The sequence below is a fragment of the Sulfurovum indicum genome, assembly GCF_014931715.1.
Taxonomy (GTDB): domain Bacteria; phylum Campylobacterota; class Campylobacteria; order Campylobacterales; family Sulfurovaceae; genus Sulfurovum; species Sulfurovum indicum.
The window spans coordinates 1,895,187-1,921,861 of sequence record NZ_CP063164.1 but is presented as its reverse complement, the minus strand read 5'-3'; the positions used below and the strand labels follow the sequence as shown (position 1 = coordinate 1,921,861).

Here is a 26,675-nt window from a genome sequence, read left to right as displayed (position 1 = left end):
CAAGGAAAGGCTTATGAAAAAGTTGATCCACCCTCTGATAATAACACTTCTGGTTGTCATAATCATTATATCATTGCAGTTTCTGCGTTCGAAAAGTACAGTCGCTTTTACAGAGAAAGAGTTAAGGGAAGCAGCCCTGAAACATAACCTTATACCTGTACCAAAAACCTATGCAGGAGTATTTAAAGTGACAGACAACCCTGAAAATCCGCTCAGTAACGAGAAGATTGCATTAGGAGAAAAGCTTTTCTCCGATATTCGTCTTTCTAAAGATAAAACCATTAGCTGTGCGAGCTGTCACATGTTACAGGAGGGAGGAGATGATAATGTCCCTACAGCAATTGGATTTCACGGGAGAGCCAACCCTTTCCATTTAAACTCTCCTACTGTGCTTAATGCAGCGCTTGCCAAAGCACAATTTTGGGATGGACGTGCCAAAGATGTTGAAGCACAGGCAGGCGGTCCTATACAGGCTCCTTTTGAGATGAATATGACTCCCAAAGAAGTAGAAGAACGACTTAATGCTGACACTGCTTTAAAAGAGAAATTCAGAATGGTGTTTGGTACAGAAGATATCACTTTCAAGAATGTACGTAAAGTTATCGGGGCATATGAGCGGACACTATTGACGCGTGGTGCCTACGATAGATTTCTGGAAGGAAAAGATACAGCTATTTCAGATAAAGCAAAACGGGGGATGGCTCTTTTCATTACCAAAGGGTGCAGCGGATGTCATACCGGTATGAGTGTAGGGGGACAAAGTATACAGCGGTTTCCTTTAAGACGTTACCTTTCTGATTATATGGGTTTATGGTTCGAACCTGATATTCGGTTGAAAGAGAGCCCTTTTCCTTTTGTGAATAAAGGGGGATTTCTCGGTAAGGACAATAGATTGATGTTCCGTGTACCGATCTTGCGCAACATTACCAAAACTGCTCCCTATTTTCATAATGGGTCGGTTGATACTCTTGAAGAGGCTGTACGCATTATGAGCAAGTATCAGGTAGGAGATGAGTTTACGAAAGAGCAGATAGGTGATGTTGTAGCATTCCTGAAGACACTTGAAGGAAAAATAGTAGAAAAGTGACTCAGTTAGTCATTGGTTAACACTCTATTTTACAATGGTTAGTGGAAGGAGTGTATACTGTGTATAAGAAAGAGAGAAACTCTTTCGGACGATGGTTCGGGGTTTTTGTTTTACTCCTTGTCCAAAACTGTAAACTTCCTTGTTTGTCCTCTGACCATCGCTTCCCCAAAGAAGAAGTGGACTTTCCATATTTCCTTTCCCTGTAAACCACTTCTTCTTGTATAATGTCAGTAGATGAACGTACTTTTGATAATTTTAATACCATATTGCAACGATAATATATAGGATTTTGGATGATGTTTGAAAATAGAAAGTTGCTTACTCTTGTCAATCTTTTCTCTCTGGTTTTCTTTGTTGCTATACTTGTAAGTGTGAGAAGTCACTCGTTTTTGACTCGTATTGACAGTTGGATCAGCCTTCATATGTCCAGTCTCCGTATGGATTGGCTTACTCCCTGGGTCAAAGCTGTAACAGATATGAATGGTTTTGTAGGAGTAGCTATCTTTTCTTTCATCACTATACTACTGTTTTGGCGGAAAGAGTGGTATAGTGATATCGGGTTGTTCGTAATGGCAACACTTGGATCTGCAGGGCTCTTTTCCGGTGTTAAGTTCCTGGTAGAAAGGGCACGTCCTGATACAGCTATCCTGGAAATAGGAGGATACTCTTTCCCCTCAGGACATACAACAATGGCTACAGCGATGGCATTTGCATGTTACTTTATACTTAAGGGGAAAACAGATTCGAAACTGCTGCATACAATATTGTTCTGGGCAGCATTTGGATGGACGGTATTGATTGCTACAACCCGTATTTATCTGGGAGTACATTGGTTCAGTGATGTTTTGGGTGGTTTTAGCCTGGGACTCTTTTGGATCACGTTGTTAAGGCTGGTTTGGAAAAGGGTACCGTAATATATCCGTTCAACTGAAATGATGAGATGGTCAGCTTGCTGACCATGCATAGTATATTATTGTCCGATGGTAAAACGTTTTTGTGTCAGTGTAATAAATTTTGATGATCCATGATCGTCAATACCAAGTTTTTTGGCTGTTTTGGGATTGGCGATATAGTAGCCAAAGGCAACTACCACTTCATCTCCTTTGTGTAAGGCTGTAGAGTAGCGTATTTTTCTTTTTTCCAAAGCTTTGATCGTATTATCTGTGATGACTTCAGTTGCCAGCCATGGCACAGATGGTTTGTTTTCTGTTCCGATAATGCGTCTGAAGCTCACAGGAGCAAGTCTGATCATTTTTCCGGCTCTCTCAATGCTAACATGCAGCTGGGAGAGTCGGAGCGGTTGAGGGAAGAGGGTGTGAGTAGCTTCATTTTCGATAGTGATAACAAATCCATTGTCAGTTTTGGCCAAAAAGAGTTTGACATAGCGGGACAGGTTAACAGGTTTCCGGTGAATGTTCACACCATGGAAAGCATGTGTGGTACTTTGCTTCTGATTTGCAAGGGAACCCTTGGTTTGAGGCATATGACAACTGATACAGGTCTCTTTTGAATCTCCCTGTTTGATTTGCATATCGCATACGGAAAAGTCTTTTGCATTCTGTTTATGGTCATGGCATCCAAGGCATATCTTCCCGTTATAGAAATTTTCATTGCTGTAGTCGATATCATGGTAGGGAGAGCCTGATGTTTTGGTAATCAGTCCAAAGAGACTTTTTTCCTCTTTAAAAACGACCTTTTTCCCTTTTTTTGTTTTATTGGCTGAAAAAAAGTATTTTTCTTTGGAAGTATGGATATTCTTGTTAGCCTTGGTATGCTCTTCTACCCTCTGTATGGTATGACAAGCTTGGCAGGAGATAGGTTCATTTAACTGTATGGCATTGGCCTTGAGTTTGTTTTTCCCTGAAAGCAGTTGATGATCAGAAGGAGTATGGCATTTGGCACACTTGTAATTATTTTTCTTTTTTGCAGGGTGTTTGTCCCATACGGCTTTATGGACAGGGTCTTTGAAGATCGAAGCTTTGGCATGCATGGAGTTTTGATATTCCTGAAAAATGACAGGATGACATTTTTTGCAGGTGGCATTCTCCAGTGCCGCCTCTACAGAAGTGACAGAGAGTAACAGTAGAGCCAAACGATAAAAATGGGTAAACATGGTCGTCTCCGAAAAAGAGTTTTCGTATTGTATTCAAAGTGAAGGCTGCAGGTATTGACCTGTATCAATGGCGAAAAAATGGAAATGTTTTCTAGTGATAATTGATGCTTCTGTTCTCTTTTGCACGTGTTCGGTCGTTAAAGAGAATGACCTTGATAAGGTCTTCGCCTTCTACTTTCGAAACATCTTCTCCAAAATAGGCTACTGCATTGCTTTCCGAAAGAGGTGTGAGCATCCCTGAGCCGATCTTGTTGTTACGGGTAGGAATGAAGATACCATTCTCCAGTTTACCGATGACTATGTTGGTGCGCCCGGGTTTAAGTAACAGGTCATGGGAAAACTCAGCATAGGAGAAAGTGTGGTAGATATTGTTCGCTCCGGCAATCTTGAAGAGGACGGGTAGACTGATAGCATGTACGGTGAGCATAGTGGTTAAAGGGTTGCCCGGCATCCCCATTACAAAGGTATTGCCCATCGTTCCCATCATAGTCGGTCGTCCAGGTTTGAGGTTGATACCATGAAAGAGTGGTTTAAGACCGTTTGCTATGAAAGCATCATAAAGGAAATCGGCATCTCCCATACTGATACCGCCGGTAGTAATGACAACATCATAACTCTTCAGTGTAGAGATGAAGTTGATACTCGCTTCCAGGTTGTCCGGGATAGAACCGACATAGGTAGAGATAAAGCCAAATGACTTTAAAAGTGCAGAGATACCAAAAGCATTGGCATTATAGATCTCATCTTCATTCGCTTCTTCCCAGGGCTCCTTGATCTCATCTCCTGTAGAGACCACTGCAATGCGCGGCTGCATAAGAACCTCTACGGCCATAATCCCCTGTGCGGAGAGCAGGGCAATGTCAGAGGCTCTTAAAATATGTCCTGTTTCAAAAATATTGTTTCCGACAGCAAGCTCTTCACCTTTTTTTCTAAAGTTGCTTCCTGCTTTAATGTTAGCGGGGATCGTTACAGCATCATCCGTAACATCACTGCAATCTTCAATAGGAACAACAGTATCAACATCGGATGGAATTTGTGCTCCGGTCATGATACGGTAGCACTCCCCCTCTTTACAGCTAGCATGAGGTACCTCCCCCGCAAAGATAGTTTTTACTACCTGTAGCCGTTTCCCGGCATCTATTGCCCTGAAGGCAAAGCCGTCCATGGCAGAGTTGTCAAAGGAGGGAAGGTTCTTTTTGGCTATGATCTCTTTTGCAAGTATACGTCCCAGTGCATTGGTAATGGAAATGATCTCACTTCCACTCTTTTTTTGTGCATATTCTATGGCCGTTTCACATGCCTTCTGCAGTGATATTACATCAAGTGTTGTCACAATCCCCTCCTGGTATTACCGTCTTGCTATTATAATCCTAAATGCCTTATGTGCATCTATTCTGTTGTTGCATTGTATCTAAAATTTTTTTCTGTTAAACTTGCTTTGGATTTATAAATGAGAGTGCCTTGATTATTAACATATGGGCACTTCTAATAACCCCATATGCTCATAACATTGCCGGCTTTGTTCTAGGCAAGGCACACTTTACAGACCTAGCCGTAGCTAAGTCGAAAAAGTGTAACGCCGCATAGGGCAAAGCCGGCATTGCCCAAAGGGTGGGCTTTGCAGACGCGATCTTTCACAAGATGCTTCCATCGTCTTAGCTTTGGCTAGGACTTGAAAGCCTCTTGCAAAATCTCACATCTGCAAAACCCATTATGGGCGTATGGGGTTATTAGAGGTGCCCATATAGTAGAAAACTTCTCTTTGGATCGGGTTTTTGGTCAAGTCTGGGCATACAATCTGTTTTTGATCAAAAATCTATCCTTTCTTGTTCCGTATCAACTTTCTCTGTTTTAAAAATTGTTATTATCCTATTTATGATACGAAATAAAAGAATGATGATTATCCTGTCTGTTTTTATCGGTATGAGTAGTTCTTTGCAGGCGGAGAACGGTAAAAAGGTCTTTGAGACCTATTGCTGGGGATGTCACCACCAGACTGCTGTAGCTTTTGGACCGTCATTTACAGAGATAGCTTCCAAACGCAGTGCAGAAGAGATACAGGGAATGATCACTGACCCCGCTGCCGTTTCCAGTGTTTTTGGGTATAGACGTAATGCTATGCCGGCATTCAAGCTTACAAAAGAGGAACTCGAAGCAATCACACAGTATATTCTCTCCTATAAACCCAAAGTATTTTCCGAGGAGAAACAGTAATGTTCAGACTTTCCAATCTTTTAAAGTCAGTGACGGAAGGGAGGCCTGCAAGGGTTCTTGACGGCAGTATTGCCATCTGGAACTTTACCAACCGCTGTAATCTTTCCTGCCTGCACTGTTACTCTAAAGCAGATCTCGATGCGGTCGATACGCTGACTACAGAAGATGTGATGAGAACACTGCCAAAGCTTAAAGCAAACGGAGTGAAGTTTCTCATTTTTTCAGGCGGTGAGCCCCTGACACGAAAAGATCTTTTCGATATTGCGGCACGCTGTAAAGAGCTGGGTATAGTGACTTATCTTTCCACCAACGGACTTTATGTCAAAAAAGGCAATGCCGAGAAGATACTTGACACCTTTGACTATATCGGTATCAGTATTGACGGAAGTCCTGAAGTACATGATACCTTCAGGGGGTTGAAAGGTTCATTCGTAGAATCAATGAAAGCAGTTGATCTGCTTAACAGTTACGGAAAGACCAAAGTAGGTATCCGTTTTACTATCACAAAAGACACTTATGATGATCTGCAATTTATTTTTGAGTTGGCTGAGAAACATAATATTCCAAAGATCTACATCTCTCACCTGGTTTACAGTGGACGCGGACTGGAAAATCTGGAGATGGACCTGACCAAAGAACAGCGTATTACAGCGGTAAACTATATTCTGGATAAAGCGTTTGAGTACCATGAAAACGGATGTGATATAGAGATTGTAACAGGGAATATGGAGATGGATGCGGTCCTGTTCTATGACAGGTTTATTCAAAAATACTCTGAACATGCCGAAGAGATGATGGCAAGACTGGTCGCGTGGGGAGGCAATTCTGCCGGGTGCAAACTACTTAATATAGATTCGGAAGGCTTTGTCAAGCCTGATCCGTTCTTCCCTGTAAAAATAGGCAATATCCTGCATGAGGATTTCTCTGATATCTGGACGAATGAACCAATAGAGATGCTGCAGAAACTACGTGTACATCCGCGTAAACTTGGCGGAAGGTGCAGTGACTGTCGTTATATTGACATTTGTAACGGCGGATCAAGAAGCCGCGCCTATGCAATCTATGGGGATATGTGGGCAGAAGATCCGTCGTGCTATCTGAGTAAGGCTCAGATAGCACGTGAGGAGTGAAGAGTGAAGAGTGAATTTGCAGGATGCATAATCACGCATCAAAAAGGATAAAGTAATGGGTAAAGTTTATTTAACCGGAGCGGGACCGGGAGATATTGATCTGTTAACGGTCAAGGCATTGCGGGTGGTGCAGCAGGCGGATGTGATCATTTATGACAGGTTGGCCAACCCTGATATTCTCCAAGAGGCAAAAGACGGGTGTGAATTCATTTATGTGGGGAAAGAAGACTCACATCATACTCTTCCGCAAGAAGAGATCAATGAAGTGATCTATCAGTCTGCGCTCAAATATGAAAAGGTGGTACGGCTTAAAGGAGGAGATCCTCTGGTCTTTGGACGCGGTGGAGAAGAGGGGATATATCTGAGAGAACGTGGCATAGAGTTTGAGTTCATTCCAGGTATCACTTCTGCGATCGCAGTTCCTGAATATGCGGGTATTCCTGTAACACACCGTGGTGTGACTGTTTCTTTCAGGGTTGTGACCGGACATGAATCGAAAAACAAAGAGCACTCTCAGATTCCGTGGGAAAATTACAAAACAGATGATACTATTGTCTTTTTGATGGGGCTGCACCGATTGAAAAAGATTACGCAGAAACTTATTGAGATTGGTAAACCCAAAGACCATCCTATTGCTGTGATTAGTCGCGGGACGACCCCTGATGAGAAAACAGTGGTCGGTACACTTGACGATATCTATGAAAAAGCCAAAGAACTGCCCACCCCTGCACTGATTGTAGTAGGAGAGGTGGTTAAACTGCGTGATCAGCTCAGTTGGTTTGAGAAATAGATACATAATTCCTAAAAAAGGGAGAGATTTTATCTTTTATAGTGTATAGTTGTGATTACTTTATTGATAAGAGGTATCACAGATGTATAAACTTGAAGATATCCCAATGTTTTCAGCCTTGGGAGAGAATTACCTAAGAGAACTTCAAGACCAGATACATATTAAACGTTATACTAAAGAGAGTATTGTTTTCTATGAAGGTGATCAGAGTGAATACCTTCATATCATGATGGAAGGGAGTGTAAAACTCTATAAAACCTCTCCCAAAGGGACACAGATACAGATTAACCGTTTCTCCGCTCCAGGACTTATTGCCGAGTTTGCTGTTTTTGAAAAAGAACCTTTTCCTGCAACCTGTGAATTCGTTACTGATGGTGCCATCGGTCTTCTCCACTACGATAAACTTTATGAGTATCTTAATCAACCCGAGTTTTCACTGGAACTCATCAAGTCGCTTACAGGGAAAGTGAGTCTTCTTTCGGCATTGGTACATAAAGAGACTATACTCTCTTCGGAAGCGAAGGTAGCAGACCTGATGCTGAAGAAGGTAACGATCTTTAACCGTCTTAAGAATAATGAGATCGCCTCTATACTCAATCTGACACCTGAAACATTTTCGCGTATTTTAACAAAGATGAAGAAAGAGGGGATTGTGAAGATCGAAAACCACAAGCTTGTGATCTTGAATCAGGATGCCCTTTTTGCCATTATAGAGAACAATGCAATCAAGAATTGTACGAACTGTATAGCGGAATTTAAGGCGAAACTCGGATATCAGGATGAATAATATTACCGTACCAATTAAATACCTCAATCTTTGATGCTGCAATTTCGTTTACAGACAAGGCAGATTTTCGCAGGACTAGCCGGAGGCTAATTCAAGAAAATCTAACGCCGTATGTGGGCGAAAGTGCAGCACCCTTCGGGGAGAACGATACGAGACAACCTGCACGCAAAAAAATCTTTGAATTACCTACGGGTAGTCCTTCAGATTTTTTCACGCACATCTTGCCTCGTCTCGCTCTCTCAAAGTTTGAGGTATTTAGTTGGTGCGGGAATAAAGAGTAAAGGATAAGGAGAAAAGAGCAAGTAAGGTATGCTTACTTGTCAAGTTTTGGTAAAGATGATCTGTGCCAATATTACCTAACTACCTCCTACTTCCGTTTCCCATTTTTCAAATGCATCATCAAAATAGACGAGTCTCTGCTTTTTGAACTCTACTGTAGAATAGAGCTTTCCATACTCTGTAAGTCCGGTCTCTTTTGCCATCTCCTCAATGAGACTGTCGCACTCCTCCTGTGTTTTGGCATGTACCATAGCAAAGAGGTTGTAAGGCCAGTTAGGATAGCTTGGACGCAGATAGCAGTGGCTGACAGCAGAAAATTCTGCAAGTTGTCTGCCTATCTCCTCCCCTTTCTCTCCGGGGACTGCCCAAACGGACATGGCATTGGCTCCAAAACCTGCCTGTCTATGGTTTAGGATGGTAGCGAATCGTCGCATCACGCCACTCTCTTTAAGTTCATTTGCAATCCCAAAAAGTTTTTCATAGCTCATTCCTAGTTCTTCTGTAATCCTTTTGAAGGGTTCAGAGACAACTTTGATATCTTTTTGCAAAGCCTTGATAACGGCAATATGCTCAGGGGTAAGCTCTATCTCTTTATGAACAGTTTTTTTGACTTTTTCTTTTTTGGCACGTTTCCCGGTGGTATCCATTTTTACAGAGATCTTGAACATCTTGAGTGTTGGAAGGGTGATCGCATCATCTGCACCGGTCTGCTCTTTAAGTATTTCTATAGTCTTTTCCAACCCCAGTTTGCTGTCTGGTGCGACTGCCATCGTGAACCAGATATTGTAATCATGGTTTCTGAGGTAATTATGGCTGACACCCGGGTGCTGGTTGATAATGGATGCTGCCTTGTCGGTTTTCTCTTCAGGTACCTTGAAAGCAACAAGTGATGATTTGTAGCCCAGCCGTTTTGTATCAAAAATTGCCGAGGTTTGACGAATGATCTTCTCTTCTTTCAATCGCTGGACGGTCTTAATTACTTCTTCTTCACTGCTTCCCAAGGCTTCAGCAATTTGCTGAAAGGGTCTTTGTTCCATCGGGAAAGCATTTTGCATTTGGTAGAGTAGTTCATCTTGCATCATTATCCTCATTTTGCTGTAGTTTTAACCCGGATGATGCAATAGAATTACTTCAGGTTTCGCAAAGGCTTACTTCATGGAGATTTACAAAGAATTTGAGGTTAACCCGAAGGTTAATCGATGATTCTTTGTGAATTCCCGTGGGCTAATGATTTGTGAAAGATGTGTAATCTCTATTGTATATTCCGGCTTTAAAGATTATAGTCTCATTTGTATGAAGATTTATTGATATCTGTCAAAGCAATTATGATAGACTTTTGATAGAGTATGAATGTTACAATAAAGGATAGATATGTCGTATTTCCCTCTTTTCATGGATATGAGCGGGCTTAAAGTGCTGGTGGTCGGCGGCGGTGTCATTGCCACAGAAAAACTTGAAAAGCTGGTTGACTTTACCAAAGAGATTACAGTGATCACAAAAGAGATCAGCGAGGGAGCGGACCAGCTTATCAAAAAATACTCTCTGACACTCCATCAGCGTATGTATCAAACCGGGGATATCAATGGTTTTGATATCGTTATTGTTGCTACCGATACTGTAGAGCTGCATAAAGCGATCTATGAGGAATCACGATCAGAGCGTATTTTGGTCAACTCGGTGGATAACACGGACTACTGCGATTTTATCTTTCCTTCCTATGTACAAAAAGGTGATCTGACCATTGCTTTTTCCACAGGTGGAGCTTCTCCGGCATTTGCCAAGCAGATACGTCGTCATTTTGAGAAGATCATTCCTGATTCTGTTGGAGATTTTCTTCAGAAGATGAAAGGTTTGCGTTCCACTATACCAAAAGGAAAAGAGAGGATGAAGTATTTTGATACACTGGTAGAAGAGTATTTCAGGAAAAATTTTAAATGATTTGACAACATTTGACAAAATATTGATATAAATCAATTTTATTTTAATTATAATGCCATACAATGTAAAAAATCATAAATAGGAGTAATTATGTCTGAATTTAACAAGCAAGCTGTAGAAGTTCCGGGGGCAACCGTTCCTTTCTTTACCTATACAATGGGGGAAACCCAATACTATGAGTTCGATACCTCTAAATGCGGGCCGCCTGAACCAATGGTTAATGCGATGGCAGGTTTAAAAATGGTCGACAGTCCCAACAAGAAAGTTGTTATGATCAATCATAAAAAACCTATGGGCCTGCTTGATAAGATTGGTGAGAACTATGATATCGAGACAGAGAAAATGGATGACGGACGTGTTAAACTTATTTTCTCTTACAGAGCAGGGGAGAGCGAAAAGGCCGACCTTTCTCAAAACACGTGCCATGGATAAGTATTGATGAAAGCAGTCTCGAGTGATTTCGCACCTCCGTTGAAGCTCATTGCACCATTTTTCAAGTATGGTGTGGTCTTCTATCTGCTCTCTATGGCAGCTTTGCTCTTTTTTGAGCCGACATTCAGCTATGTGCAGATGAATGTAGCAGGATGGGTACACCTCTTTTTACTTGGTTTTGTCATGATGATCATCTTTGGTGCGATGGCGCAGCTGATTCCTGTCGTACTTGAGACAGGACATGTCGTAGTCGATGTTTACTATATTATTCTGCCTCTTTTGGGTATTGGTGCATCGGTGATGGTCTTTGGGTTTTGGATGATACCCTCTCTGCTTCCTTACGGTGGGCTGTTGGTGCTGGTTGCTATGGTGATCTTTGCATTGGAGAGCATGGCAACACTGAGAAGGAGCGAGCTTCGTACACTTACGGTCAAAACTGTAGCATGGAGCAACGGTTATCTGCTTTTGGGTATTATTACCGGATTTGCCATCGCATTGGGACTGACCGGAGAGTTGAGTATCGATGTGGAGATGATGCTTAAAGCGCATGTCTATGCCGTACTTGGTGGATATGTTCTCTTGACGATTATGGGGTTCTCACTGATCCTTATTCCGATGTTCTCTCTGGCTCACGGGTTTAAAGAGGATCATATCAATCGTGCATTTAAATGTGTGATTATTGGTGTTGCTTTGGTATTTGCCGGAGCACTTACCGGATGGGAGTGGCTGATGTGGCTTGGCTATCTGGTAAATCTGATAGGTGTCCTCTTTTATATGATGCAGATCTATATCATTGCCAAATTGACAGTTAGAAAAGAGTGGGATATCTGGGCAAAGTCGATGGTCTTTGCTTTTGGCACTCTTGGCTTTTCAATTATCCTATGGCTTATTTATATCTTAACAGGATACACTCCTTTTTTGCATGCGAGTGTGTGGTTCCTTCTTTTGGGCTTTGTGGCTTCCATGATCAGCGGACATCTGTATAAGATCGTTCCCTTTCTTGTCTGGTTTGAGCGCTTTGCTCCGCTTGTAGGTAAAGAAAAGGTGCCTATGCTGCATGAGATGTATTCCAAGGAGGGTGCAGGTATGATGTTCTGGTTCACTGTGTCAGGCGTTACACTCGGTGGGTTTGGTTTGATGACCGAGAGTAATCTTCTTTTTAAAGCGGGGGCAAGTTTTCTCTTTATAGGAGCGGTTTTTCTGTTTGCTACGATGCAAAAGATGCTCTCATATGGGAAGTGATGAAGGTAAAAGCAGGAGTGAGGAGTTGTTGTATGCTTTTTAATCTGAAAAGCTTTTGTTTTAGGCTGGACTGGAATCCCGCTTTTACGGTTACAGGTATCCGATAGAATTATGAATGATAAATGAGGAGTATGATATGTGCAATATTACAAAAGAGGCAGTTTTTGATGCGATCAGTACGGTGATTGACCCTGAAGTAGGATTTAATCTTGTCGAGATGGGGCTTATTTATGATGCGATTATCGATGAGGAGTGTAATGTGCATGTGGTGATGACACTTTCTACACAGGGGTGTCCTTTGCATCAGATGATCACTCAGTGGGTCAAAGAGGCGGTAGAACGTATCGAAGATGTTGGGGAAGTTGAGGTTGAAGTAGTCTGGGAGCCGGCATGGAACATCTCAATGGCAGATGAGAATGTCAAGAAAACATTAGGTGGTTTGTAACCACTTCCCCTTCGTTGATACAGTCAAAGTTCAGAGCACAAAGCTAAATAAGAGTGTAGAACTCCTAATTTCATCAACATTTTTTACAACTATTTTATACTTCTTTCCCTTCCATTTATCTAAGATAAAAACACTCCAAATTAAAATGATTACTATTCACTGAATTTATGCAATAAATTACGAAACTTGATATAAATCATGTATAAAAAAACTACTCTTATGCTAAACTATAGACGTTGTTATAGTCTCTATAACTAAAAAAATCAATTTACGGAGGAAGTAATATGGCTTTGAATAGAAGAGAATTTCTCAAAAGCGCAGCAGCAGCATCTGCAGCAAGCGCAGTAGGAATTGCTGTTCCATCCAACCTTGAAGCTGCAGCATCAGATGCACAGAAAGATTGGAGATGGGATAAAGCAGCGTGTCGTTTCTGTGGTACGGGGTGTGGGATCATGCTTGCAACCAAGGGCGGGAAGATTGTAGCGGTCAAAGGAGACCCTGCAGCACCGGTGAACAGAGGGCTTAACTGTATCAAAGGATATTTCAATGCGAAGATCATGTATGGTGCGGATAGACTTAAAACACCGCTTCTCAGAATGAATGACAAAGGTGAATTTGACAAAAAAGGTAAATTCAGACCTGTTTCATGGAAACGTGCATTTGATGAGATGGAAAAACATGCAAGAAAAGCTTTGAAAGCAAGTGGACCTGAGGGTGTTGCAGTCTTTGCTTCCGGACAATATACGGTTATGGAGGGATATGCAGCACAAAAGATGATGAAAGCAGGATTCAGATCCAATGCGATCGATCCAAATGCGCGTCACTGTATGGCATCAGCAGTTGTAGGTTTCTATCAGACATTTGGTGTGGATGAACCATCTGGTTGTTACGATGATATTGAAATTACAGATACTATCGTGACATGGGGTTCAAATATGGCAGAGATGCACCCTATTCTCTGGTCGCGTGTTTCTGACAGAAAACTTTCCAACCCGGATAAGGTAAAAATTGTTAACATCCAGACCTATACACACAGAACCTGTGATATCGGAGATATTAACATTATCTTCTCTCCAAATACAGACCTTGCGATCTGGAACTATGTTGCACATGAGATTGTTTATAATCATCCTGAAGCGATTGACTGGGATTTTGTCAAGCAGAACATTGTCTTTACCGCAGGTCCGGTAAATATTGGTTACGGTATGAGAAGGGCAGGTGAGAAGTCTCTTAAAGATGGCAAATATACAGCCAAAGAGATGGAAACGATCAAGAAAGAGATGGAGACTACCGTTTCTGCAAAAGAAGCACCGGCACTTGAACCTTACGGTTACAAAGAAGGTGATAAAATGAAGCATACACCAGGTACGCTTAAGCACTGGCAGATCACTTTTGAAGAGTATAAAAAATCTCTTGCACCATTTACATTGGATTATGTTGCGAAAATTGCGAAAGGTGATCCAAATGAAGACCTTGAAGAGTTCAAGAAAAAACTGAAAGCCCTTGCTGATCTCTACATTGAGAAGGGTAGAAAAGTAGTTTCATTCTGGACAATGGGTATGAACCAGCATACCAGAGGTACGTGGGTCAATACACTTTCGTACAATGTGCACTTCCTCCTTAACAAGCAGGCACTTCCGGGAAGCGGTGCATTCTCTCTTACCGGACAGCCTTCGGCATGTGGTACAGCAAGAGAGGTTGGAACATTCTGTCACAGACTTCCCGCAGATATGATGGTGAAAAATCCTAAGCACAGAGCTCATGCTGAACATACATGGAAAATTCCTGCAGGTACACTGAATCCGGTAGGTAATCAGCATATCATGAAGATCCACAGAGATATTGAAGATGGTATAGTCAAATTTGCATGGGTTAACGTATGTAATGCATATCAGGATTCTGCATCTGCATCTCACTGGATTAAAGCAGCAAGAGAAATGGATAATTTCATCGTTACCTCTGACGGATATCCGGGTATTTCTGCAAAAGTTTCTGACCTGGTTCTTCCTTCAGCAATGATCTACGAGAAGTGGGGAGCGTACGGAAATGCCGAAAGACGTACACAGCACTGGAGACAGCAGGTACTTCCTGTAGGTGATGCGATGTCTGATACATGGCAGTGGGTAGAGTTCTCCAAAAGGTTTACAGTAAAAGATCTGTGGGGACCATATACACTTAGAAACGGTAAAAAACTTCCGGATGTTCGTAAAGATGCCAAGAAACTGGGATACAATGATGATACAACAATGTATGAGATCCTCTTTGCAAATGACAGAGCGAAAAAATATAAGATAGATACAACCAAGTTCCCTCAAAAAGGGTATGACAACTCTGAGTGTCTTGGTGACAGCAGAAATGTCAAAGGAAGTGACGGAAAAGTCTTTAAAGGATATGGATTCATGATCCATGAGTATCTCTTTGAAGAGTATGCAAGCTTTGGTAGAGGACATGGACACGATCTTGCACCGTTTGAAGTCTATCACAAAGTAAGAGGGCTTAAATGGCCAGTAGTTGACGGTAAAGAGACACAGTGGCGATTTAACGTCAAGTATGATCCTTATGCAGCAAAAGCAGCAAAAGCAGCAGGAAGTAATTCCACACATGCATTCTACGGACCATTGGCGAAGAAGTTGCCTCATGGTAACCTCAAAGGTGTGACCGACAAGAAGAAAACGTCACTGAAGAATAAAGCGAAGATCTTTGCAAGACCTTATATGGATCCACCAGAAATGCCGAACAAAGAGTATGATACGTGGTTATGTACAGGTCGTGTGCTTGAACACTGGCACTCTGGAACAATGACAATGAGAGTCCCTGAACTCTTCCGTGCAGTTCCTGAAGCACTCTGTTATATGCACCCGGCTGATGCAAAAGCCAAAGGTCTTAAACGTGGTGAACTTGCATGGGTGGAATCACGCCGCGGCAAGGTTAAAGCAAGAATAGAGACCAGAGGACGTAACAGACCGCCACAAGGATTAGTGTTCGTACCTTGGTTTGACGAGAAAGTGTTTATCAATAAAGTATGTCTGGATGCGACATGTCCGATGTCCAAACAGACAGATTATAAGAAATGTGCAGTTAAAATTACAAAGGCATAGGTAAATGGCAAACTCCGACAACAACAGACGAAAGTTCATGGCAACGACCCTTCAAAGCGTTGGCTTAACGGCTCTTGGTGGATTGTTGTGGAGTGGATACAGTGACGAGGTCAAAGCTGCACCGTTGGTGCTCAGACCACCGGGTGCACTTCCTGAAGAAGACTTCCTCAAGGCGTGCATCAAGTGTGGGCTTTGTGCAGAAGCATGTGTTAACCGTGAAAGTAACAAGAACAGAGATGGAAGTAAAAGACCCGGTACACTGCAGATGGCAAAGGGCGGTGATCATGTGATGATCGGAACACCGTTCTTCAAGCCGGTAGAAGTACCCTGCTATATGTGTGATGATATTCCATGTGTACCTGTCTGCCCATCCGGAGCGTTGGATATGCCGAGTCTTCTGAATGAAACAGAGGAACTGGATATCAACAAAGCACGTATGGGTCTGGCTGTGGTACACAAAGAGAGCTGTATCGCATTCTGGGGAATTCAGTGTGATGCGTGCTACAGAGCCTGTCCTCTGCTGGATGAAGCGATCACGCTGGAATATGCAAAGAACGAACGGACAGGCAAACATGCATTTCTGCTTCCTGTAGTACATTCAGATGTCTGTACCGGGTGTGGCTTGTGTGAAAAGGCTTGTGTGACTGAAGAGCCTGCGATCTTTGTCCTCCCGATAGAGTATTCGACCGGTAAAGCGGGCAGTCACTATGTTAAAGGATGGGATAAAAAAGATCAAGAGCGTATTAAAGATGCCAAAGAGATCCATACTCAGACTGAACGCAGTGAAAAAGAGGCAGCCGATTATCTGAATATGGAGGTAGAGTACTGATGAAAAATCTCAAATACCTGCTTCTAAGACGGGTGACGCAAGTGTTGCTGATGGTCCTTTATTTTGGTGCCAATGCTTATGGCTGGCATATTCTGGAAGGAACTTTCGGTTCTTCTGTACTGTTCGGTGTTATTCCATTGGCAGACCCTTATACAACCCTGCAGGTTTTGGCCACGGGATTCGTATTGGGAGCGGATGTGCTGCTGGGTGCGGCGATCATTACACTTTTTTATATGGTGGTTGGAGGAAGGGCTTTTTGCAGCTGGGTATGTCCCATCAATATGGTGACAGATCTTGCCAACTGGCTCAGACGCAAACTGAATCTGGATAAAGAAGAGGTTAATTATCGCTTCTTGAAACGCAGTGCACGCTATTGGCTAATGGTATTGGGGCTGATTGTTTCAGCCATTGTCGGAGTAGCAGCATTTGAAGTTTTAAGCCCGATCACCATCATGCAAAGAGGGATCGTCTTTGGATTTGGTGCCGGTATTGCGGTGATTGTTGCTATCTTTCTGTTCGATCTTTTTGGGGTCAAGAACGGATGGTGCGGGCATGTATGCCCTTTGGGAGCAGCTTATTCACTTATAGGGAAAACAAGTCTTGTTCGTGTCAAGCACGATCATGAGGCATGTACGAACTGTATGGAATGTAAAATAGTCTGTCCCGAAAATCAGGTTTTATGGATGGTAAATAAAGAGAGTGTATCGGTCACTGACGGAGAGTGTACCAATTGCGGCCGCTGTATCGATGTGTGCGGAGATGATGCACTTGAATTCAGTATCCGGTCATTCGGAAAAAAGTAATTTGTTCCTGAATCAAGGATGAAACTTGGGTGAGAGAAGTTGAAAAGGGACCTGGTTCCTTTTCTCAAATAAAAAATAATAAAAGGAGTGAAGAATGAATAAAATGATAAAAGTAATTGCAGTAGGTTCGTTGTTGGCATCTTCAGCATTGTATGCCAATGTGGTAGCAAAATGTACAGGATGTCACGGCACAGGCTTTGAAAAAGCTGCTCTGGGTAAATCCAAGATTGTCAAAGAGATGTCAAAAGAAGATATCATTGCAGCGTTAAAAGGATACCAAGACGGTACTTATGGCGGTCCAATGAAAGGAATGATGGCAGGTCAGGTAAAAGGCCTTGACGATGCTGCGATCGAGGCTATAGCAGCCGAGATCAAAAAATAAGAGGAGAGGAAGATGATGAAAAGAACAATGAAACTATTGGCTCTGGGGTCACTGCTTGGTGCCTCTGCACTTTATGGGGCTAGTTTGGCTGCCTGTGCCGGATGCCACGGACAGCATTTTGAAAAAAAGGCAATGGGTAAATCCAAGATCGTGAAAGATATGAGTGAGGCTGATATCCTTATTGCACTTAAAGGGTATAAGAATGGCACTTACGGTGGTGCAATGAAAGGATTGATGAAAGGTCAGGTCGCTTCACTTTCAGATGCAGATATGAAAGCAATGGCAGCAGCAATCAAAGGTGGAGCAGGAATACCGACAAATGTTGCGACAGAGCATGCAGCCGCAGCTGCAGTTGCAAAAGCATCTGTAATCAATATCAATGAGTCTGCCTGTGATCCAAAAAGAATCAGTAAAGAAGATCTTGGAAATAAAAAAGTGGTAAGTGAAGAAGCATTAGGACTTAGAAAAGTAGACCTCTATTCTGAAGACACAGTGAAGCCTGAGGTAACAGACTATAGCCGTCCTGCACCTGGATCATCCACAAAGTTTGAAAGAGCATATGTAAATGCACCGCCGATGATCCCTCACTCTGTAGAAGGATTATTGCCGATCAAAAAAGACAATAACCAGTGTCTTGGGTGTCATATGCCTGAAAGTGCCAAAGCTGTAGGAGCTACTGCGATCCCTGTATCTCACTTTACAAACTACAGACCGGAAACAGTACTGAAGAATGGTGAATTGGTCAAAGAGGGTAAAGTAGTCGGACTGAAAGGTGAGCTTGGAAACGTGGGTGATATCAAGATCGCAAAAGCGAAGAGAATGGATACACTCTACCAAGGTAGATTTAACTGTTCACAATGTCACGCACCGCAGGCGAAAGTTGATCCTGTTGTAGGAAATACATTCCAGCCTGATGGCCTGACAGAGAAGTTTAAATCACATTCATCACTTGCAGATGCAATGAACGAGGGTGTTCAATAGTGGCAAACCGAAGAGATTTTTTCAGATCTTTTGCAAAACCACTGAGTCAAACCAGGGAGGAGTCTCCTCTTTTGGTGAGACCACCCTATGGTGAAAGCGAATCTGCTTTTCAGAACAAGTGTCCAGAGTGTGAAAATAAAGCCTGTGTCACTTCTTGTGATGAGAAGATTATTTTTATTGGAGAGGATGGTACACCAGCACTTGCTTTTAATCAAAACGGGTGTACGTTCTGTGACGAATGTGCCAATATCTGTCCAGAGGGTGTTCTCTCTTTGGAGAATCGGCACAATGCAGAGCAGTTGAATGCCGTATTCCGTATCTCTTTGGAAGCATGTGTCGCACATCATGGTGTAATTTGCAGTGCATGCAAAGAACCTTGTATCGATGATGCTATTCTTTTTAACGGATTGTTTAATCCCGTGATAGATGATGAACGATGTACCGGATGCGGATTCTGTATGGCCCGTTGTCCAACACAGGCAATCAGTTATCTGACCTATGAAGTCGAAACTAAAACAGAAGAAGAGGTAAGTAATGAATTTGAGTGAAAAGTATCCGAAGATTTTTGAAAAACTCGAAGATAAAGAGTTGGAATTAAGACATCTCCTGAACGTGGATGAGAATGAAGAGGACTATGACTCTGAAGAGTTTGAATTTGATGCAGATGAGTTTAATTTTGTTATTTATATAGCAGAACCTATCCAGAAACTTTTAAATGAAGAGAAGATGCATGAACTGATACAGAGGTTGGGTGACAATAAAGAAATGTTTGATAACTTCTTTGCTTCGGAGATCGATCTTTATGGTATAAGAAGTCAGCATGACGAGGAGAAGATCGCTGCATTTATACTGGAGACAGTAGAGGAGCTTGTGTGAAAAAGCTGTTATTGTTACTTTATATGAGTATAGATCTTTTTGCTGTGGAGAGTTATGATCCTGCAGCAATGATCGACCTTAATGGTACAGCTAAAGATATGGTCTATGATAACGGGCGCCTTGTAGTTGCTACAGATATGGGACATATTGAGGTTTATACCGTACCGGAGATAAAGAAGATAAAAGAGATTTCCATTCCGAATGTTAAAGATTTCATGGGAGATATGATGCCAGCAAGGATCATGAGTACCGACGTGATAGGTGAAAAGTATCTTCTGCTTAGTGATAGCGGGATAGGAGGATATGCAAATCTTTTCATTCATGAGAACAATGAGACTATACAGGTGATCAGCCCTGAAAATAAAAAACCTTTGATCAAGGCACGGTTTGTAGATCAAGATCATATGCTATTTGGTTATCTGAGCAATGAAGTGGCACTCTATGATCTTAAAACAAGAAAAGAGCTTTACAGGAAACAATTAAGTGAATCAAAATTCTCTGACTTTGCAATGAATGAGGACAAAAGTCAGGTGGTATTCTCTTGCGAAAGTGGGGTCCTGAGTGTTGTAGATATCAAAACAGGCAAGATTATTAAAACGCTTGAAGGACAAAATGTTGACAATGTCTATAAGGTAGATTTTAAAAACGGGATGGTCTCGGGAGCCGGGCAGGATCAGAGAGGATCGCTCTATGATGTGAAGACAGGGAAAGGTTCTTATATTAAAGGGAATTTTCTTATTTATGCTACAGGGCTCAGTCCATCTGCTTCAAAAGTAGCATTTGCCATGGATGAAAGGAATAATATCTCTATTTATGACACATCCAGCAAGTCAAAAATAGCGTTACTTAAAGGGCAAAAGAGTACACTTAATGTGATCATTTTCAAAAATGAAAATGAGCTTTTTTCGGCGAGTGATGACAATACAGTCATGGTATGGAAATTGAATAAACAGTAAAATATAGGAGAATAAAATGAATGTATCAAGTATTGTAGTGCAAGCGATGTCCCAGTATATTGATGATCTGGTCGAAACCTTCAAAAATGCAGATTTCTGTGAATATCATTTACATGATAAAGAAAAAGGAAAAATTATTCTGACAGTAGAAGGTGAAGGTGTAGAAGAGGAGATCGAAAAACTGATCATGATCCAGAAAACACCAAATGTCATGGCTGCAGATATGATGATGACCTATCAGGAAGATCAGCTTGATGAAGAGATAAAAAAACTCAATGAACAGGATCCTGTTCCTGCGATGCTCAATGATGATACCATCGATGCAAAAGATATTGTGTATAATGGTGATTTGAAGAAAAAAGATTTTGGGTTTTAGGAGAAATAGATGGCAGGAATGATAGAGTCAGTGATCAAAACAAGTCCTTTGGGGCGCTGGTATATTGAGCTTACAGATACAATGAAGGATGAAGAACCTGTTATCTGTATGGATGTCTATGAGTATGCAGACAAAATCGAAGAGATTGGCAAAGAGTATGACGGCATGGTTGAGGTACTTTGGTCAAGTGATGAAGATGTTACTCCTGAACAGATCAATGAAGTACGCATGCAGATGAATGCATATGAAGCGGAGCAGGAAGCTATTGCAAATGGAGATACCCATACAGCGGATGGGACACCGAACTTTCAGGCTTAAGGATGCGTAAACTACTTCGGGAGATCTATGGTGTAGGTATCCTCTTCTTCTACTACATGAAGTACATCATCCTCTTCGGATGGCCGCTGCTGCGTTACGGACTGGATTATCAAGACAACATTATCATTGACGTATTGTGGGCTTACTGTCTTCTTTTAATGGTCAAAGATATTGTTTATAAGTTTTTTCTTAAAAAACAATATTGTGAACAAGGTTCCAGGAAGGACAAGCGCAGCGATTGATTTTTTTCAGGAAATTTTTCTGATGACTTCTGCAAAAATTCACAAAATTCCCCAAAACTTTTTTATTTTTATCGTACAGACAGACTATATAATAATTTTATTTTCAATTTAGCATCTTTTTTTTCTGTAACGTTATACCTTATGTGATGCACAGTAATGCAAGACGTTAAAGATTGATTAAATATTGATCATAAATTTGTACAAATTATAATATTTATTGTCTATACTAATGTCATAGGAATATATGACAAAGGATAGCTTGTTTATAGAAAAAAATGTGTAGGACTGTAATATTTTTTTACTATATGGTCTTTTCCAATAAGGGATGAATAGATACCTGCCGACAGGTGGTTTGAATAGGAGTAGGAATGAAAGAGTTTATCAGTGTTTACGAAGAGAATAAAGCAGATATTGAAAAGTTTATCATTACAACTTTGAAAAATTACGGTTCTATCATATCTATGGAGTCTTCTGATTATAAAAAGCTTTTTGACAACTTCCCTTCGTTGGAACTTGTTTATGTGACTGACCTTGATTTCAAACAGCTTGAAGCAAATATTTTTAGAAAGAAAAAGGAGCTTTCTGCCAAGGGCAAGAATCGTGCTTATGTAAACAGCAAAATGATCCAAAAAGATGAAAGGTTTTCTATCAGTGCACCCTATATCAGTTCAGCAACCGGACATACCTGTATCACTGTTATGAAACAGGAAGGTAAGAAGAATATTTTTCTTGATTTCAGACTCTCTGCGCTTCTGGGAAGACTTGGATTGGTTGAGTTGAATCCTGACTTTAACGCCTTTACAAAATTTTTTTACAAATCAGTCGGTTTTTCGCTGATGGCTTTTGCATTTTTTGCTGTACTCTATGCACTTTTTGGATATGCCAAAGGTATTTTCATAGATGGCAGTTTTTCTCTGGACACGCTCTTTAAGCCTATTGTCTCCCTTACGTTGGGGTTGGCTATTTTTGATCTGGCCAAAACGATTCTGGAACGGGAGGTTTTTTTTAAGAACTACAGCAAAGAAGATGTGGATGCAACCATACTGACTAAATTCTCTATTGCAATTATTATTGCTCTCTCTATCGAGGCACTCATAGTCGTATTTAAGATTACTTTGCATGATTATTCGCAAATGATATATGCACTCTATCTGATTATCGGGATTGCACTGATCATTGTCTCTTTGGGAATTTACAGTTTTTTGTCCAAAAGGTCACAAATGAAATGATCCTCTTTGGGACGGTGAAGTATGCAGGATATGAAAGAGAATGCTTCTAACGCGGATGCTGGCAACACTATACGTATACAGAGGTGTTTACGCTACCTTTTTTAATGGTTGGCAAAGAAAGCTAGTGCAACACTACACATTGAAACAGAGAAAATCAAAAAAACAACTTTTTGTTACCCTGAGTTATTTCTAATTTGCTATAATCAATTCAATTTTACTATAAGGATAAAAGGTATTATAATGTTTGGAATATTTGACTCAAAAAGCAATGTGGCAGAGGCAAAGATCTTTTTCGGATCGACTGAAGCGACCAAAACACTTAGAACAGAACGCAAAAGTCCTTATGACGGCACTATTGTATCCACTGCGCCTCTATGTGATGCGGATGATACGACAAAAGCACTGCATATTGCCAAAGATGCGAGTAAAACAGCCGCGGCATCTCCTCTCTCCCAGCGTATTTTATGGCTGGAGGATGTGGTCAGGCGTCTGACAGAAGAGAAAGAGAATTTTGCAATGATGCTCTCAAAAGAAGTAGCCAAACCGATCACCTTCTCACGTATTGAAGTGGAGCGTTGTGCTGAGACTATCAAGCTGACGGCACTGGAGTTGGCAAATCTTCATGGCGAGACCATTCCTACAGATATAATGCCCAGCGGGAAGAAGACAATGGCCTATTTTAAACGGGAGCCTGTGGGAGTAGTAGCCTGTATTACGCCATTCAATTTTCCGCTCAATCTTGTGGCGCACAAGATCGCTCCGGCTTTGGGTGCGGGAAATACCGTTGTGTTAAAACCAACTCCTGAAGCACCGATGACAGCGTATATGCTGGCAAAACTTTTTGTTGATTCCGAATATGCAGTCAAAGATGCGCTCTCTGTGGTTTACGGTGATGCAGAAGTCGGCTCGACACTGGTCAAAAGTCCAATACCAAGGGTTATCAGCTTTACCGGCTCTGTACCTGTAGGAAAGATCATTATGTCGCAGGCAGGGATTAAAAAAGTGAGCCTGGAGCTTGGAGGAAATGCAGCAACCTATATCGATAAGAGTGCAGACCTGGAACTTGCAGCAGCACGTTGTGCATATGGTGCCTTTTACAATTCCGGACAGGTATGTATCTCACTGCAGCGTATCTATGTTCATGAGGAAGTTTATGAGGTATTTGCAGAATTGCTCGCAAAAGAGACAAAAAAACTCAAAGTCGGTTCTCCGTATGAAGAGGATACCTTCATGGGACCGCTGATAGATGAGGAATCGAGGCATAGAGCCAAAAGCTGGGTGGCTTCAGCCAAGAATGAAGGGGCAAAAGTGGTTGCCGGGGGAGAGGAGGTAGAGGGTATCTTCCCTCCGACTGTGATGGCAGATGTGACTGACGAGATGAAGATCATCTGTGAAGAGGTCTTCGCTCCTATTGTGAGTCTGGTTGCAGTACCGGATTATGAAACAGCAGTGAAGAAGATGAATGATTCTCCGTACGGACTTCAGTTCTCTATCTTTACCAATGATCTGAAAATGACACAGTGTTTCATTGATGATGCAGCGTGTGGAGGAGTGGTCATTAATGATATTCCGACACTCCGTTTTGATGTGCAGCCTTACGGTGGTTCGAAACTCTCCGGAGTGGGGAGAGAAGGCCCAAGATGGGCACTTGAAGAGTTTACAGAGATCAAATCTGTCGTGATCTGCTGATCTTGTTAACTGTTTTTGTGTAGTATGTGGTTTTTTTAAGGAGTCAGAATGGATTATATGTTTCAGCCAGGTTTTTTAGGTACAAGAGCCCCATTTTTTATGGATTTTGTGACACTTATTGTTGCATTACTGCCGCTACTGGTATGGGTAGCGATCACTTTTGCCCAAAAAGCAAACTATACTTTGCATGGATGGACACAAAGTATCATTTTTGTTTTCTCTTTGATTGTTGTAGGTTATTTTGAGTATGGTGTACGTTTGGGCGGGGGATATGAGGCATTTGTACAGAATACCAAGGTAGCACACGACTACCTTTTTGTCATTTTGATAATACATATTTTCATAGCCGTACTGACACTGGGCATATGGACCTCTACGCTGTTTGGAGCGTATAAGAGCAGCAAACGCGGCGGGGTGCTTCCCGGTGTGGGTTCTGCATCACATAAAAAAGCAGGCCTGCGTACCTTTGCAGGGATCGTATTGACCTCTCTGACAGGTATCTGGGTCTATCTGCTTCTGTTCGTATTCTGATGAAAAAAATTGCCATTTCTGCCTGTTTGCTGGGTAAGGCCTGTCGTTATGACGGTACGGACAATAGAGATGACAGACTTTTGAAGAAATTGGAAGGGGCAGAACTGATTCCTTTTTGTCCGGAAGATTTCGCTTTTGGAACCCCTCGTCCTACGATGGACCTTATCCGGACACAAAAGGGCATTAGAGCGATCTCCAATGAGACCGGGGATGACTTGTCTGAGCCGGTGATCAGCTATGCTGTTGATTTTTTTGACAGCTATTCCGATATCGACCTTTTTATAGGTAAGGACAGAAGTCCCAGCTGTGGTGTCTGTTCGGCAAAATGCTATAATGAGCAGGGGGTTCTGCTCACTGCACAGGCTACAGGCTTAATGGCCAAAGAGGCGAAAGCCAGAGGTATTGATACGGTTGATGCAGAAGTATATACAGAGGTTTCCTGAAGGATTTTAAATGATGAGAATAATACTTACTTTACTCTTAGGCAGCTTGTTGCTTTTTGCAGGCAGTACGAAAGAGGAGATGACCAAACAGGCGATCGTCAAGATATATACGGTTTCCAAAATTCCAAACTACCTTTCTCCCTGGGATTCGGCAATGCGCAGCTCTACCGGATCCGGTGCCATCATAAAAGGCGGATACATCCTTACCAATGCCCATGTTGTAGCAAACCAGGCATTTCTGGAAGTACAGCGTTATGGAGAGCGTAAACGTTATATCGCCAAGGTTTTTGCTGTATCCCACCAGGCGGACCTTGCTCTTTTGAAGGTGGAAGAGAAAGCATTTTTCAAGGGTGTAACCCCCTTGACTTTGGGTTCATTGCCTGAAGTGGAACAGAAGATCGTTGTCTATGGCTACCCGATGGGAGGGCATACACTCTCCGCTACCATAGGTGTAGTTTCACGTGTAGAGCATCATGTCTATGCACACAGTGGAGAATCATTCCTTGCAGTGCAGGTAGATGCCGCGGTTAATCCGGGAAACTCAGGAGGTCCTGCACTCTCCGGCGGCAAGATAGTGGGAGTAGTGATGCAGGTGATCAGTAAGTCGCAGAACATCGGTTATCTTGTGCCTGTAAATATGGTCAAGCATTTTATTGATGATATGAAAGACGGACACTATGACGGTTTTGCAGATCTGGGGCTTGGTACCCAGAAACTGGAGAATCCTGCAATGCGGCGATACTACGGGCTGGATGACAATACTACAGGGAAGCTCATAGCCAAGATTGTTTACGACTCTCCGGCAGTGGGTATTCTGAAAGAGGGTGATATTATCACAGCCATTGACGGACACAATATTGAAAATGACGGAACAGTAGAATTCAGACAGCATGAGTATACGGACTTTTACTATTTTTTAGATCAGCATCAGATAGGGGAGAAGGTAAAGTTTGATATTATCCGTGATAAAAAACCGATGCAGGTGGAAGTACCCCTGACAATGACGGGAGATGATATGTATCTGGTCAAGAGTACGCGTTATGATGTGATGCCAACCTATGTCATTTACGGTGGATATGTATTCTCTCCGTTAACGAGGAATCTCATCCGTTCCAGCAGCCGTAACCGCCTGAAACTCAGTTGCCTTGCCGGGAAATGGCAGGAAAAAGAGAAAGATGAAGTCGTAGTTCTGCTCAAGGTACTTGCTTCTGATATCAGCAGAGGAGACAATAGTTTTGGAATGTGGCCGATTGATAAGGTAAACGGTAAGCCTTTTAAAAATTTCAAAGAGTTCTTTAGACTTATGGAAAATATGCAGGAACCTTACTTTTCTCTGGAGGATAATGATGGTATCAAGGTGATCATCGATCGTAAAGAGGCGGCAGAGAAACAGAATGAGATACTTAAAAAGTATAATATTGAATATGACAGATCAGAAGACCTGAGAAGAGAATCCTCCAAATAG

At 42.0% G+C, this 26,675-nt stretch carries 29 protein-coding genes; 26 read left to right on the top strand and 3 right to left on the bottom strand.

Translation table 11 applies throughout. The features are described 5' to 3' along the window. The first annotated feature begins 13 nt into the window (after positions 1 to 13). Positions 14 to 1,087, top strand: a complete 1,074-nt coding sequence (locus tag IMZ28_RS09475; protein ID WP_197548365.1) for a cytochrome-c peroxidase — start codon at positions 14 to 16, stop codon at positions 1,085 to 1,087. Between the two features lie 293 nt (positions 1,088 to 1,380). Next, positions 1,381 to 2,001 (top strand): phosphatase PAP2 family protein, encoded by a 621-nt coding sequence (locus IMZ28_RS09470; RefSeq protein ID WP_197548364.1) that lies wholly within the window; start codon positions 1,381 to 1,383, stop codon positions 1,999 to 2,001. Between the two features lie 56 nt (positions 2,002 to 2,057). Here the strand turns inward: IMZ28_RS09470 and IMZ28_RS09465 are convergent, their stop codons facing one another. Beyond that, positions 2,058 to 3,200, bottom strand: coding sequence for a multiheme c-type cytochrome (locus tag IMZ28_RS09465; protein ID WP_197548363.1), 1,143 nt, complete (start codon positions 3,198 to 3,200; stop codon positions 2,058 to 2,060). A gap of 91 nt (positions 3,201 to 3,291) precedes the next feature. Then, a complete protein-coding gene (locus IMZ28_RS09460; protein WP_197548362.1) occupies positions 3,292 to 4,533 on the bottom strand; it encodes a molybdopterin molybdotransferase MoeA in 1,242 nt (413 codons plus the stop codon). A 560-nt stretch (positions 4,534 to 5,093) separates the two neighbouring features. Between IMZ28_RS09460 and IMZ28_RS09455 the strand changes: the two genes are divergently transcribed. From IMZ28_RS09455 to IMZ28_RS09440, 4 genes are all read left to right on the top strand, one after another. Further along, positions 5,094 to 5,414, top strand: a complete 321-nt coding sequence (locus IMZ28_RS09455) for a c-type cytochrome (protein ID WP_197548361.1) — start codon at positions 5,094 to 5,096, stop codon at positions 5,412 to 5,414. After that, entirely contained in the window at positions 5,414 to 6,544 is a 1,131-nt protein-coding gene (locus IMZ28_RS09450) for a radical SAM/SPASM domain-containing protein (RefSeq protein ID WP_197548360.1), read from the top strand. The genes IMZ28_RS09455 and IMZ28_RS09450 overlap by 1 nt, the downstream gene beginning before the upstream one ends. A 55-nt stretch (positions 6,545 to 6,599) precedes the next feature. Continuing rightward, positions 6,600 to 7,334, top strand: a complete 735-nt coding sequence (gene cobA / locus IMZ28_RS09445) for a uroporphyrinogen-III C-methyltransferase (RefSeq protein ID WP_197548359.1) — start codon at positions 6,600 to 6,602, stop codon at positions 7,332 to 7,334. Between the two features lie 82 nt (positions 7,335 to 7,416). After that, a complete protein-coding gene (locus IMZ28_RS09440) occupies positions 7,417 to 8,121 on the top strand; it encodes a Crp/Fnr family transcriptional regulator (protein ID WP_197548358.1) in 705 nt (234 codons plus the stop codon). Between the two features lie 356 nt (positions 8,122 to 8,477). Here the strand turns inward: IMZ28_RS09440 and ahbA are convergent, their stop codons facing one another. Beyond that, positions 8,478 to 9,479, bottom strand: coding sequence for a siroheme decarboxylase subunit alpha (gene ahbA / locus IMZ28_RS09435; RefSeq protein ID WP_197548357.1), 1,002 nt, complete (start codon positions 9,477 to 9,479; stop codon positions 8,478 to 8,480). 292 nt (positions 9,480 to 9,771) lie between these two features. Between ahbA and IMZ28_RS09430 the strand changes: the two genes are divergently transcribed. From IMZ28_RS09430 to IMZ28_RS09335, 20 genes are all read left to right on the top strand, one after another. Continuing rightward, complete coding sequence (locus IMZ28_RS09430) at positions 9,772 to 10,338, top strand: precorrin-2 dehydrogenase/sirohydrochlorin ferrochelatase family protein (RefSeq protein ID WP_197548356.1); 567 nt, start codon at positions 9,772 to 9,774, stop codon at positions 10,336 to 10,338. A gap of 90 nt (positions 10,339 to 10,428) precedes the next feature. Next, positions 10,429 to 10,770, top strand: coding sequence for a hypothetical protein (locus tag IMZ28_RS09425; protein ID WP_197548355.1), 342 nt, complete (start codon positions 10,429 to 10,431; stop codon positions 10,768 to 10,770). Positions 10,771 to 10,776: 6 nt separating this feature from the next. Next, positions 10,777 to 12,012: a hypothetical protein gene (locus tag IMZ28_RS09420; RefSeq protein ID WP_197548354.1), complete on the top strand. Its 1,236-nt coding sequence runs from the start codon at positions 10,777 to 10,779 to the stop codon at positions 12,010 to 12,012. Between the two features lie 136 nt (positions 12,013 to 12,148). Continuing rightward, positions 12,149 to 12,457 carry a metal-sulfur cluster assembly factor gene (locus tag IMZ28_RS09415; RefSeq protein WP_197549844.1) on the top strand — a complete coding sequence of 103 codons (309 nt, stop codon included), beginning with the start codon at positions 12,149 to 12,151 and terminating at the stop codon, positions 12,455 to 12,457. Positions 12,458 to 12,741: 284 nt separating this feature from the next. Beyond that, a complete protein-coding gene (gene napA / locus IMZ28_RS09410) occupies positions 12,742 to 15,555 on the top strand; it encodes a nitrate reductase catalytic subunit NapA (protein WP_197548353.1) in 2,814 nt (937 codons plus the stop codon). Positions 15,556 to 15,559: 4 nt separating this feature from the next. After that, the gene (napG, locus tag IMZ28_RS09405) at positions 15,560 to 16,384 is read left to right on the top strand and encodes a ferredoxin-type protein NapG (protein WP_197548352.1); all 825 of its coding nucleotides are present in this window, start codon (positions 15,560 to 15,562) and stop codon (positions 16,382 to 16,384) included. Next, positions 16,384 to 17,187: a quinol dehydrogenase ferredoxin subunit NapH gene (napH, locus tag IMZ28_RS09400; protein ID WP_197548351.1), complete on the top strand. Its 804-nt coding sequence runs from the start codon at positions 16,384 to 16,386 to the stop codon at positions 17,185 to 17,187. Before napG ends, napH begins: the two co-directional genes overlap by 1 nt. Before the next feature lie 94 nt (positions 17,188 to 17,281). Continuing rightward, positions 17,282 to 17,569 (top strand): c-type cytochrome, encoded by a 288-nt coding sequence (locus tag IMZ28_RS09395; protein WP_332061151.1) that lies wholly within the window; start codon positions 17,282 to 17,284, stop codon positions 17,567 to 17,569. A 12-nt stretch (positions 17,570 to 17,581) separates the two neighbouring features. Then, positions 17,582 to 18,550 (top strand): nitrate reductase cytochrome c-type subunit, encoded by a 969-nt coding sequence (locus tag IMZ28_RS09390; RefSeq protein ID WP_197548350.1) that lies wholly within the window; start codon positions 17,582 to 17,584, stop codon positions 18,548 to 18,550. Further along, on the top strand, positions 18,550 to 19,098 hold the full coding sequence (locus IMZ28_RS09385) for a ferredoxin-type protein NapF (protein WP_197548349.1): 549 nt from the start codon (positions 18,550 to 18,552) through the stop codon (positions 19,096 to 19,098). Before IMZ28_RS09390 ends, IMZ28_RS09385 begins: the two co-directional genes overlap by 1 nt. Next, positions 19,085 to 19,426 carry a ubiquitin family protein gene (locus IMZ28_RS09380; protein WP_197548348.1) on the top strand — a complete coding sequence of 114 codons (342 nt, stop codon included), beginning with the start codon at positions 19,085 to 19,087 and terminating at the stop codon, positions 19,424 to 19,426. The genes IMZ28_RS09385 and IMZ28_RS09380 overlap by 14 nt, the downstream gene beginning before the upstream one ends. Then, positions 19,423 to 20,382 (top strand): WD40 repeat domain-containing protein, encoded by a 960-nt coding sequence (locus IMZ28_RS09375; RefSeq protein ID WP_197548347.1) that lies wholly within the window; start codon positions 19,423 to 19,425, stop codon positions 20,380 to 20,382. Before IMZ28_RS09380 ends, IMZ28_RS09375 begins: the two co-directional genes overlap by 4 nt. A gap of 16 nt (positions 20,383 to 20,398) precedes the next feature. Continuing rightward, on the top strand, positions 20,399 to 20,758 hold the full coding sequence (locus IMZ28_RS09370) for a chaperone NapD (RefSeq protein ID WP_197548346.1): 360 nt from the start codon (positions 20,399 to 20,401) through the stop codon (positions 20,756 to 20,758). Between the two features lie 9 nt (positions 20,759 to 20,767). Beyond that, on the top strand, positions 20,768 to 21,076 hold the full coding sequence (locus IMZ28_RS09365; RefSeq protein ID WP_197548345.1) for a hypothetical protein: 309 nt from the start codon (positions 20,768 to 20,770) through the stop codon (positions 21,074 to 21,076). Between the two features lie 2 nt (positions 21,077 to 21,078). After that, positions 21,079 to 21,318: a hypothetical protein gene (locus IMZ28_RS09360; RefSeq protein WP_197548344.1), complete on the top strand. Its 240-nt coding sequence runs from the start codon at positions 21,079 to 21,081 to the stop codon at positions 21,316 to 21,318. Between the two features lie 368 nt (positions 21,319 to 21,686). Next, the gene (locus IMZ28_RS09355; protein WP_197548343.1) at positions 21,687 to 22,547 is read left to right on the top strand and encodes a hypothetical protein; all 861 of its coding nucleotides are present in this window, start codon (positions 21,687 to 21,689) and stop codon (positions 22,545 to 22,547) included. Positions 22,548 to 22,787: 240 nt separating this feature from the next. Next, complete coding sequence (locus tag IMZ28_RS09350; RefSeq protein ID WP_197548342.1) at positions 22,788 to 24,236, top strand: aldehyde dehydrogenase family protein; 1,449 nt, start codon at positions 22,788 to 22,790, stop codon at positions 24,234 to 24,236. Between the two features lie 48 nt (positions 24,237 to 24,284). After that, a complete protein-coding gene (locus tag IMZ28_RS09345) occupies positions 24,285 to 24,767 on the top strand; it encodes a DUF420 domain-containing protein (protein WP_197548341.1) in 483 nt (160 codons plus the stop codon). Further along, a complete protein-coding gene (locus IMZ28_RS09340) occupies positions 24,767 to 25,210 on the top strand; it encodes a DUF523 domain-containing protein (RefSeq protein ID WP_197548340.1) in 444 nt (147 codons plus the stop codon). Before IMZ28_RS09345 ends, IMZ28_RS09340 begins: the two co-directional genes overlap by 1 nt. A 10-nt stretch (positions 25,211 to 25,220) precedes the next feature. After that, a complete protein-coding gene (locus IMZ28_RS09335; protein WP_232087467.1) occupies positions 25,221 to 26,675 on the top strand; it encodes a S1C family serine protease in 1,455 nt (484 codons plus the stop codon).

Excerpts from the sequence above, each read along its gene's own strand:
- cobA (WP_197548359.1), top strand. The coding sequence starts at position 6,600 with ATGGGTAAAGTTTATTTAACCGGAGCGGGACCGGGAGATATTGATCTG.
- IMZ28_RS09420 (WP_197548354.1), top strand. The coding sequence starts at position 10,777 with ATGAAAGCAGTCTCGAGTGATTTCGCACCTCCGTTGAAGCTCATTGCA.
- IMZ28_RS09450 (WP_197548360.1), top strand. The coding sequence starts at position 5,414 with ATGTTCAGACTTTCCAATCTTTTAAAGTCAGTGACGGAAGGGAGGCCT.
- IMZ28_RS09475 (WP_197548365.1), top strand. The coding sequence starts at position 14 with ATGAAAAAGTTGATCCACCCTCTGATAATAACACTTCTGGTTGTCATA.
- IMZ28_RS09350 (WP_197548342.1), top strand. The coding sequence starts at position 22,788 with ATGTTTGGAATATTTGACTCAAAAAGCAATGTGGCAGAGGCAAAGATC.
- IMZ28_RS09415 (WP_197549844.1), top strand. The coding sequence starts at position 12,149 with ATGTGCAATATTACAAAAGAGGCAGTTTTTGATGCGATCAGTACGGTG.
- IMZ28_RS09365 (WP_197548345.1), top strand. The coding sequence starts at position 20,768 with ATGGCAGGAATGATAGAGTCAGTGATCAAAACAAGTCCTTTGGGGCGC.
- IMZ28_RS09335 (WP_232087467.1), top strand. The coding sequence starts at position 25,221 with ATGATGAGAATAATACTTACTTTACTCTTAGGCAGCTTGTTGCTTTTT.
- IMZ28_RS09360 (WP_197548344.1), top strand. The coding sequence starts at position 21,079 with ATGCGTAAACTACTTCGGGAGATCTATGGTGTAGGTATCCTCTTCTTC.
- IMZ28_RS09430 (WP_197548356.1), top strand. The coding sequence starts at position 9,772 with ATGTCGTATTTCCCTCTTTTCATGGATATGAGCGGGCTTAAAGTGCTG.
- IMZ28_RS09380 (WP_197548348.1), top strand. The coding sequence starts at position 19,085 with ATGAATTTGAGTGAAAAGTATCCGAAGATTTTTGAAAAACTCGAAGAT.
- IMZ28_RS09390 (WP_197548350.1), top strand. The coding sequence starts at position 17,582 with ATGATGAAAAGAACAATGAAACTATTGGCTCTGGGGTCACTGCTTGGT.
- IMZ28_RS09440 (WP_197548358.1), top strand. The coding sequence starts at position 7,417 with ATGTATAAACTTGAAGATATCCCAATGTTTTCAGCCTTGGGAGAGAAT.
- napA (WP_197548353.1), top strand. The coding sequence starts at position 12,742 with ATGGCTTTGAATAGAAGAGAATTTCTCAAAAGCGCAGCAGCAGCATCT.
- napH (WP_197548351.1), top strand. The coding sequence starts at position 16,384 with ATGAAAAATCTCAAATACCTGCTTCTAAGACGGGTGACGCAAGTGTTG.
- IMZ28_RS09395 (WP_332061151.1), top strand. The coding sequence starts at position 17,282 with ATGAATAAAATGATAAAAGTAATTGCAGTAGGTTCGTTGTTGGCATCT.
- IMZ28_RS09345 (WP_197548341.1), top strand. The coding sequence starts at position 24,285 with ATGGATTATATGTTTCAGCCAGGTTTTTTAGGTACAAGAGCCCCATTT.
- IMZ28_RS09340 (WP_197548340.1), top strand. The coding sequence starts at position 24,767 with ATGAAAAAAATTGCCATTTCTGCCTGTTTGCTGGGTAAGGCCTGTCGT.
- ahbA (WP_197548357.1), bottom strand. The coding sequence starts at position 9,479 with ATGCAAGATGAACTACTCTACCAAATGCAAAATGCTTTCCCGATGGAA.
- IMZ28_RS09470 (WP_197548364.1), top strand. The coding sequence starts at position 1,381 with ATGATGTTTGAAAATAGAAAGTTGCTTACTCTTGTCAATCTTTTCTCT.
- IMZ28_RS09465 (WP_197548363.1), bottom strand. The coding sequence starts at position 3,200 with ATGTTTACCCATTTTTATCGTTTGGCTCTACTGTTACTCTCTGTCACT.
- IMZ28_RS09355 (WP_197548343.1), top strand. The coding sequence starts at position 21,687 with ATGAAAGAGTTTATCAGTGTTTACGAAGAGAATAAAGCAGATATTGAA.
- IMZ28_RS09455 (WP_197548361.1), top strand. The coding sequence starts at position 5,094 with ATGATGATTATCCTGTCTGTTTTTATCGGTATGAGTAGTTCTTTGCAG.
- napG (WP_197548352.1), top strand. The coding sequence starts at position 15,560 with ATGGCAAACTCCGACAACAACAGACGAAAGTTCATGGCAACGACCCTT.
- IMZ28_RS09370 (WP_197548346.1), top strand. The coding sequence starts at position 20,399 with ATGAATGTATCAAGTATTGTAGTGCAAGCGATGTCCCAGTATATTGAT.
- IMZ28_RS09425 (WP_197548355.1), top strand. The coding sequence starts at position 10,429 with ATGTCTGAATTTAACAAGCAAGCTGTAGAAGTTCCGGGGGCAACCGTT.